Source organism: Algoriphagus lutimaris (assembly GCF_017051705.1).
GTDB lineage: Bacteria > Bacteroidota > Bacteroidia > Cytophagales > Cyclobacteriaceae > Algoriphagus > Algoriphagus lutimaris.
Genome location: NZ_JAFIDJ010000005.1, coordinates 1 through 8,155, shown reverse-complemented (window position 1 = coordinate 8,155; position 8,155 = coordinate 1). Strand labels below are relative to the sequence as shown.

Below are 8,155 nucleotides of genomic sequence, written 5' to 3'. Positions count from 1 at the left end.
GTATTGCCCCCGCCGTAGTTGGTGATACGGAGGTCTGCACCCAGGATATTGGATCTATAGATTAATAGGTCAACTTCGTTTCCTTCCAAAGCAGCAACCTTTTTATCATCCCATAAAAAGCTGACATGCTTGAATTCTTTTGTATTCGTAGTCATTTACAATTTCAATTTTAATAGGTTGAATATGGGGTAACCCAGACTTTTTGGTGTCCTGTGCTGTCTTGAAATGGGTCGTTTTTGTTACTTCAAGCCAATTTTAGCCCATTATCCTAAAGTTAATTTTCAAGGTACAATTTAAGGAAATGAGGATGGAAGGGAAACTGCTTTTGGCTTTTATTCTATCTTTTATCAAATTTCAAGGATGCAACAGGATAGTTGACAGGTTAATTTTGGATTTTTTACCTGCTGATATGAGTGATCAAAAATTATTTAAAAAAATAGTTAATCAAGTTAACGAATACGAGCGAACCCCTGTTCCAACAAGTGAACTGAAATCTGGTAAGAGCTTTCTTGGAATGTACGCAGGAGAGCACACAGCAGGTACGGAATTTGTCATAGGTCCCTTATTTGTTGCACATGGAGTCACGGCTACTGATCTTATCGTAGGTTTGTTTATTGGGAATCTTTTGGCAGTCCTGAGCTGGGGATTAATGACTGGTCCAATTGCTGCCTCGAAAAGACTTACACTTTATTACCAATTAGAAAGGATCACTGGTAAATCTGTTGTTTCACTGTATAATTTCATCAATGCATTGATGTTTTGTTTTTTGGCAGGATCCATGATAGCGGTGTCTGCCACTGCGGTGGGAATTCCTTTTGGTTTAGAAATGCCAACCTTGACAGACTGGTATCCAAAAACTCCTGGTTGGATAGTGGCGGTGATGATTATGGGGGCAGTAATCACAATGGTTGCGATTAGAGGTTATAATCAAGTAGCCAAGTTTGCAAATGTCATGGCTCCCTGGATGATTTTGATTTTCATTTCTGCCGCATTTGCAGCCTTACCTCAATTAGGAGTTCATTCATTTGATGAGTTTGTGGTAGCAGCGAAAGAGGTGATTTGGACTGGAGTTCCTCTTCCTGGGATTTCAAAATTCACCGTCTGGCATGTGATATTTTTCAGTTGGTTCTGTAATATGGCCATGCATATAGGGATGTCTGATCTAACAATTTTGCGTTATGCCAGATCTTGGAAATATGGATTTTTATCCTTTGCTGGAATGTACATAGGTCATTTTGTTGCATGGATTGCCTCTGGAATATTGTATGCTGTCTTCCTCCAAACCAATGTCAATTCTCAGGAATTTGCCCCAGGGCCTATTGCTTTTCAAGCAGCAGGAGTGGCGGGAGCAGTGTGCGTAGTGGTGGCAGGTTGGACGACTGCAAATCCTACTATTTATAGAGCGGGATTGGCTTTGCAAGGAATTTTCCCTAAAACCAAAACCTGGAAAATCACCGCAATTGTGGGAGGTATTACCAGTGTAGCTGCTTGCTTCCCTGCTTTGGTTATGAAATTGTTGGATTTTGTGGCGTTATATGGTTTGGTATTGATGCCGATGGGAGCTGTCATTTTTGCAGATTTTTACTTCGCTGAGAAATTTGGCTTTCAGCCAGAACAGGCTCTGAATAACAAAAAGGCATTTACTTGGCCAGCTTTAGCTGCTTGGTTGATTACACTAATTAGTTGCTGGCTTTTAAATTACTTCTATGGACTTGAAATTTTCTTTTTAGGGCTTCCTGGTTGGTTTATAGCAGTCAGCCTATTTGTTGTGTTTTCCAAAATCCAGTTTCCAGCACTTCGAACAAAATTTGCATGAAAACTTCACTTAAAATCGCATCATACATAGCCCTTGTGCTGACCATAGTGCCGCCTTTGATGTACTTTAAATCAATAATTTCCCTTGATTCCAGCCATCTTTACATGACTATAGGAATGTTCCTTTGGTTTGGGACAGCACCCTTTTGGATCAATAAAAAGAAGGAAGATCAACCTGAAGAGCTATGAAATTAAGTTTCGAGCAATTACAAGAATATAATCAATCCGTGTATTCTACCCATCGGGATGAGTTAGGTTTTATAGATAACCAACTCTCTAAAGGAGGGAATGATGTCAATGCATTAGTTGAAAAAATCAAAGCATTTCAAATTGCTATACCCAGTTGGGCCTTAGGAGCAGGTGGTACTAGGTTTGGTCGCTTTGGTATTGGAGGTGAACCAAGAGATTTGGAAGAGAAACTTGAGGATATTGGCCTATTGAAGACTTTGACCCAAAAAACAAATAGCGTTTCATTGCATATTCCTTGGGATATTCCAAGTGACTATACGGCTATTCAATCGAAAGCAGAATCCTTAGGAATCAGCTTTGATGCCATGAATAGCAACACTTTTCAAGATTATGGGCAGCTAGAAAGTTATAAACTCGGATCACTTGGGAATGCGAAAAAATCGGTGAGAGACCAAGCTGTCGCACATAATATTGAAGTGATTGAAATTGGGAAGAAACTAGGGAGTAAAGGCCTGACTGTATGGTTAGCAGATGGAAGTAATTTTCCAGGACAAGCAAGTTTGAGAAATTCATTGCAATGGACGCAAGAATCCTTGTCTGAAATCTATCAGGCTATGCCAGAAGATTGGAAGTTGCTATTGGAATACAAGCCCTATGAGCCTAATTTTTACCATACCATTATTCCAGACTGGGGAACCTCCTCCTTGCTATGTAAATCAGTAGGAGACCGAGCTAAGGTGTTGGTGGATTTAGGACACCATTTGCCTAATACCAATATTGAACAAATTGTGGCTACCTTGATGTATCAAGACATGTTAGCAGGTTTCCATTTCAACGATAGTAAATATGGAGATGATGACTTAACTACTGGGAGTATTAAGCCTTATCAATTGTTCTTGATTTTTTGTGAGCTGATCTCAGGTTCTGAAGATGGAGCCCAGGTATGGGAAAGTATTTCTTGGATGATTGATGCAAGCCATAATACCAAGGATCCATTGGAAGATTTGATGCAGGCCCTTGAAATGATCAGCATCAGTTATACCAAAGCATTATTGGTCAATAGGAAAAAAATGACCAATTGTCAGATGGAGGGTGATGTGGTAGGAGCACAGGAATGCTTGCAAGATGCATTTCAAAGGGATGTTCGCCCTCTGGTAAGAGAGGCTAGGATTCAATTGGGAGGAGCTGCAGATCCCATTGGGTTCTACCGCAAAATGGATGTTCGAAAAAACTTGATTCAGAAAAGAGGGGCAGAGTCCAGATCGACTGGCTTATAATCGTTTTTCATGATTCTTCCTTAGAAAGTCTTATAAGGACAAATCAAAAGGATTTAATAAATTGGAGATTAGAATTTTAGAAATCCAACCATGAAAAAGTCTCTTCCCATTATTTTTTTCTCCCTATTTGTATTGGCTTGTAACTCACCTGAAAAGAAGATGGATTCCGAAAGAATGAATTCTTTGGTGTCAAATTTTGAAACGATAGGTTCCATCGAAAGATTAAGTGGGGCTATGGATGTGTTAATCCCTGTTGATTCTAAAATCGAGGTAATTGCTTCAGGATTTGACTGGTCTGAAGGACCTTTATGGCTAGAAGATCAGCAAGCATTAATCTTTACTGATGTGCCTGAAAATAAGATTTGGAAATGGACAGCATCAGATAGCCTAGAGGTTTACTTGGAACCATCTGGATATTTTGGAAGTGAAACAAACAAAAGAGAGCCAGGGGCGAATGGGCTGATTTTGGATGTAGATGGAAAGTTAATGCTATGCCAACATGGGGCAAGGCAAGTTGCCAAAATGGTGAGCGATATTTCAGAACCTAGTCCTGTTTTTGAGGTGTTGGCGGATACATACGAAGGGAAGAAGTTTAATAGCCCTAATGATTTGGTAAAAAGTGAAAATAGAAATTTGTTTTTCACAGACCCTCCATATGGATTGGATGAATGGGACACCAAGGAGCTGGAATTTCAGGGTGTTTATCAGATTGATTTTATGGGGAATTTGACTTTGCAGATAGATTCTCTCTCCCGTCCAAATGGAATCGGGTTAAGTCCTGATGGAAAAAAACTATATGTAGCGCAATCTGATCCACTCAAAGCAAGATATTATGCTTTTGACTTGGATGAGAATGAAAATGTGAGTTCAGGGAAAATGATTTTGGACGTGAGTGATTTGGTAGGAGATGCTAATCCTGGACTTCCCGATGGAATGGCTGTTCATAGTAGTGGGAATTTGTTTGCGAGTGGGCCTGGAGGAATCTTAATCATCAGTCCCAATGGAGATCATTTGGGCACGATCAAAACAGAAAGAGCTACCTCCAACTGTACTTTTGACACCAATGAAGATTATTTGTACATCACTGCTGATGGAGAATTGATGAGAGTGAAATTGAAATAGGATTAATTTTTACCCCAATCCCAAACTACAATCGCCCAGGTTTCATATTCATCCTTGAAGGTATGGATCACTTTAAATCCTACCTTTTGATGTGCTTTTAAGGATCTGGTGTTTGAAATGGAAATTTCTGTTATCGCAAAATCATAGTCCTTTTCAAAGGCATTCCGAAAGGCTTCATAACAATTAAAAAACAATCCTTGTCCTCGGTATTTTTTGCCGACACAAACTTGGCCTACGGCCATATAATTGTATTCACTTACTTTCTTTCCTTGGTGATAAAGTTCGTCAAATTGCTCAAACATGGGGACCAACATAGGTACATCATTTCTGGACATTTTGGTCATCGCAAGAAAATAGGCTGCCACATGATCCCCATCTTTTGCGATGATATGAGATTCGATGGAGTTCAGTGATTTCAACAATTCTAAATGATGCTGAACTCTGACAAACCCTTGTTCATTTTTCTCTGATTCTGAAATATTTTGTACTAGGTTTTCTTCTTGAAGGTCTAAAATCCCTTGGAGATCAGCTTCAGTTACTGCTTGGAAAATGGTTACCATAAAACGGAATTAGCTATAGGTTGAGTCTTCTGGTTCTTCCCCTCTGTCTGATGGTTTAAATTCCATGTTCTCAGGGTTAGATGGAAGTGGGGTATTAGGGGCTTTTGGAGGAGTTTCCTCAGGGATGTATTTTGGAGGGATTGTTAAATCGTTTCCTTCTCTGTTTGCCCGATAATGTGGAGACATAATTTCTACGCCAGCTTCTGTAAAAGCATCCTGAATACTGGCATGTAAATCGGAGTAGCTTTTAGCAGCTTTTTTAGTCTCGATGGTGTAGGCATTGATTTGATAGCTCACATAAAAATCATCCAAACTTGTCTGTAGAACAAACGGTTTAGGCTCTTTGATAATCGTGTCCACTTTCAATGCAGCTCCGATCAAGAGCTCATGAACTTTCCGCCATGGTACATCATACCCTATGGTTACTGTGCTATGTAAAATTAAACCTGAGCTATTTTCTTCCACCGTATAATTGATGGTATTCCCATTCAAAATAGCAGAGTTTGGGATGGTGACTTCTTCATTTTTGATGGTTCGAAGGCGAGTGACCAGCATAGTTTTTTCTATAACATCTCCAGTAGTATCTCCGATTTTTACCCGATCTCCGATTTTAAATGCCCTCATATAAATGATGACCAAGCCGGCAATAATATTGCTGATTGCTGAGGAGGAGCCTAAAGAGATTAGCAAGCCTAAGAACACACTGACCCCTTGAAAGGCGGGAGAATCTGAGCCAGGTAAATAAGGGAAAATCACTATGAATGCGAAGGCATAAATAATGATTTTTACCAAATTGAAAGTGGGCTTTGCCCATTCTGGATAAAAACCTGGAATACTTAAATTACCCCTCCCTATTTCACCCGATATGAAATTCACAAATTGCCCTATGTAATAAGTGATAATCACCACCACGATGATCATAAACATGTAGGGAATATATTGCAGGAGGGAGTTGAAAATGGATTTCAAAGGATTAGTAATATAACCCAGTAAGAGTCCTGCAAGATTTTTGGTAGCAGGGAAAATGCTGAATACAATTGGGAGAGTGAGGTACAACAAAATGATAATGAGGATAATTTTGACGATCCTCATCAATGATTTCAGGAGGCTTTCTTCACGTTCTGCAGAGAGTAATTCAAAGTCTTTAATTTTAATTCCTTTGAAATATTTATGCCATTTGGAAAGAATAAAATCAATAGTACGATTGATGCCTTTATTAATTAAATACACCAATAAGACTACCACTAAAATCACCCCGAAAAGCATTCCTGTTCGAGTGATAATTTGTATGAGGGAACGATCTTTATGATTTCTTCTATAAGAATCTTTGATCGCTTCTAGATATTCTTGAGCAAGCTTGCTTTGGTCTTTTTTAAAATAGGAGGCATCCTCTTGTGTTACGCTTCCTAAAATTATTTCTCCATGCCAAATTTCGATGGCAATGTCATCTTGAGTAGTACCTAAAAGTGTAGTATCAAACGCATCTGTCTCTAGAAGAAGATCTAGTTTGCTGCTAAAGTTTTGGGCTCTTTCAGAGGGAGAGAATGGGCCTATTTTATTGGCAATGAAGAATAAAGTGTCATTAAAAAATATTACTGGTTTTTGAATGCTATCAGGATAGTTAATCGAAGTAGAGTCTTGATCTTGGGCAAAAACTAATCCCCAGTTCAATAGTAATAAAACAAGAATAGAAATTCTCTTAAAAATCAACATCATAAGTAGGTAATAATTGTAGGTATATCCTTGCTTAATTATTTCTATACCATTCACAGGATTAAATTAAATAAAATTCATCGTTTTCAGTAGATTTGATCAAAAACCATTTTATCATGACTTTTAATAAAGTGTATTATGGACTTTGGGTAGTCCTTTTCGCCTTATTTGCCTTTTGGCAATTCAATGACCCAGACCCTGAAATCTGGGTGAGTATTTATGTGGTAGCAATTATTTTCTGCTTAATGGGTTTTAGGGGTATATTTCCTAAAATACCTTTGACAGTGGTAGTGACTGCCTGTATTATCGGTGCGGCATATTATTGGCAAGGCCATGTAGGGGATTGGGTTTCTCAGGAGGTAGAACAGCACAATCTCAGCATGAAAAATGACTTCATGGAAGAATCCAGAGAGTCATTTGGTCTTATGATCATTGCATTGGTGATGATCCCTGGTTTGATTAAAGCCTGGAAAAAATAATCCTTTATCTTAAACTTTTACATTCTTACCAATGAACCCATGAAAAAAATATCGTTATTGACTCTTTTAGGAGTACTTTTTAGCTTGTGTGCATTTTGCCAGCAAGCAGCAAATATTAAGTCTAATTATTTCGAAATCAGGAAATACTACGCCAATCCAGGTAAGTTGCCTGATTTGATCAAAAGATTTCAGGACCATACAGTGGCTTTATTTGAAAAGAGCGGGATGGAAAACGTGGCTTATTTTGTGCCGGTAGAAAATCATGATAATTCTTTGACCTATATCTTGGGGTATCCGGATGAAGAAGCAAGAGATAGAATGTGGAATCAGTTTATGAATGATCCGGAATGGAAAAAGGCTTACCAAGAGTCCATTGTAGATGGAGCATTGGTTTCCAAAATAGATCAAACCTTTATGACTTTGGCCCCTGGATTAAATGAAATGCCTATGCCTAGCAAAAGTGGTGTTTTTCAATTGAGGGTTTATACCTGTTTTGATGGGAAAATTGATAATCTTCTCGCTAGGTTCAAAGACCATACGCAAGAGCTTTTTGAACGTCAAGGTTTAAAGAATTATCCTTATTGGATTACTTCTGAAAAGGAGGGGAAACAGCCGAAACTTGTTTATTTATTAGGTCATCAAGACAAAGCTAAATTTGAAGCTGCATTTCAGAATTTTTTAAAAGACCCAGATTGGGTTGCAGCTAGAGATGCTTCTGAGGAAAACGGTAAAATAGTGGAGAAAGTAGATGTAAGCTTTTTTACTACTCTTCCTTTTTCTCCTATGAAATAAAAGATCAATAAAATTAGAGCAAAAAAAGGCATACATTTTTTTGTATGCCTTTTTTGATTTTCATAGTGGGGACTTTCTGATTATCTAGGGAAAGCTGGAGCCAATCCACCGTCCACATTGATCATGTTTCCAGTTGATTTATTGAGCATTCCGGAAACGAAAGCAAAAGCTGCATCCGCGATGTCTGAGGTTTTTACGGCTTCTTTTA

The 8,155-nt window shown here is 38.5% G+C and carries 7 protein-coding genes; 5 read left to right on the top strand and 2 right to left on the bottom strand.

What is annotated here, in order from left to right:
* The first annotated feature begins 409 nt into the window (after positions 1 to 409).
* The 3 genes from JYB62_RS19520 (at position 410) to JYB62_RS19510 (ending at position 4,403) form a co-directional block, all read left to right on the top strand.
* On the top strand, positions 410 to 1,816 hold the full coding sequence (locus JYB62_RS19520) for a purine-cytosine permease family protein (RefSeq protein ID WP_205647083.1): 1,407 nt from the start codon (positions 410 to 412) through the stop codon (positions 1,814 to 1,816).
* Positions 1,817 to 2,000: 184 nt separating this feature from the next.
* Positions 2,001 to 3,281, top strand: coding sequence for a TIM barrel protein (locus JYB62_RS19515; protein WP_205647082.1), 1,281 nt, complete (start codon positions 2,001 to 2,003; stop codon positions 3,279 to 3,281).
* A 90-nt stretch (positions 3,282 to 3,371) separates the two neighbouring features.
* Complete coding sequence (locus JYB62_RS19510) at positions 3,372 to 4,403, top strand: SMP-30/gluconolactonase/LRE family protein (protein WP_205647081.1); 1,032 nt, start codon at positions 3,372 to 3,374, stop codon at positions 4,401 to 4,403.
* Between the two features lie 2 nt (positions 4,404 to 4,405).
* Here JYB62_RS19510 and JYB62_RS19505 read toward each other — a convergent pair whose 3' ends face one another.
* Together JYB62_RS19505 and JYB62_RS20080 are read right to left on the bottom strand one after the other, a co-directional pair.
* Positions 4,406 to 4,963 carry a GNAT family N-acetyltransferase gene (locus JYB62_RS19505; protein ID WP_205647080.1) on the bottom strand — a complete coding sequence of 186 codons (558 nt, stop codon included), beginning with the start codon at positions 4,961 to 4,963 and terminating at the stop codon, positions 4,406 to 4,408.
* A 9-nt stretch (positions 4,964 to 4,972) separates the two neighbouring features.
* Positions 4,973 to 6,733 carry a mechanosensitive ion channel family protein gene (locus tag JYB62_RS20080; RefSeq protein WP_205647079.1) on the bottom strand — a complete coding sequence of 587 codons (1,761 nt, stop codon included), beginning with the start codon at positions 6,731 to 6,733 and terminating at the stop codon, positions 4,973 to 4,975.
* Between the two features lie 59 nt (positions 6,734 to 6,792).
* Here JYB62_RS20080 and JYB62_RS19495 point away from each other — a divergent pair, with 59 nt between their 5' ends.
* Together JYB62_RS19495 and JYB62_RS19490 are read left to right on the top strand one after the other, a co-directional pair.
* Positions 6,793 to 7,155: a transmembrane 220 family protein gene (locus JYB62_RS19495; RefSeq protein WP_205647078.1), complete on the top strand. Its 363-nt coding sequence runs from the start codon at positions 6,793 to 6,795 to the stop codon at positions 7,153 to 7,155.
* 39 nt (positions 7,156 to 7,194) lie between these two features.
* On the top strand, positions 7,195 to 7,947 hold the full coding sequence (locus tag JYB62_RS19490) for an NIPSNAP family protein (protein WP_205647077.1): 753 nt from the start codon (positions 7,195 to 7,197) through the stop codon (positions 7,945 to 7,947).
* Positions 7,948 to 8,155: the final 208 nt, after the last annotated feature.

What these genes read in the sequence shown, in the direction of transcription:
- JYB62_RS19490 (WP_205647077.1), top strand. Translation starts at nt 7,195, where the DNA reads ATGAAAAAAATATCGTTATTGACTCTTTTAGGAGTACTTTTTAGCTTG.
- JYB62_RS19495 (WP_205647078.1), top strand. Translation starts at nt 6,793, where the DNA reads ATGACTTTTAATAAAGTGTATTATGGACTTTGGGTAGTCCTTTTCGCC.
- JYB62_RS19515 (WP_205647082.1), top strand. Translation starts at nt 2,001, where the DNA reads ATGAAATTAAGTTTCGAGCAATTACAAGAATATAATCAATCCGTGTAT.
- JYB62_RS19505 (WP_205647080.1), bottom strand. Translation starts at nt 4,963, where the DNA reads ATGGTAACCATTTTCCAAGCAGTAACTGAAGCTGATCTCCAAGGGATT.
- JYB62_RS19520 (WP_205647083.1), top strand. Translation starts at nt 410, where the DNA reads ATGAGTGATCAAAAATTATTTAAAAAAATAGTTAATCAAGTTAACGAA.
- JYB62_RS19510 (WP_205647081.1), top strand. Translation starts at nt 3,372, where the DNA reads ATGAAAAAGTCTCTTCCCATTATTTTTTTCTCCCTATTTGTATTGGCT.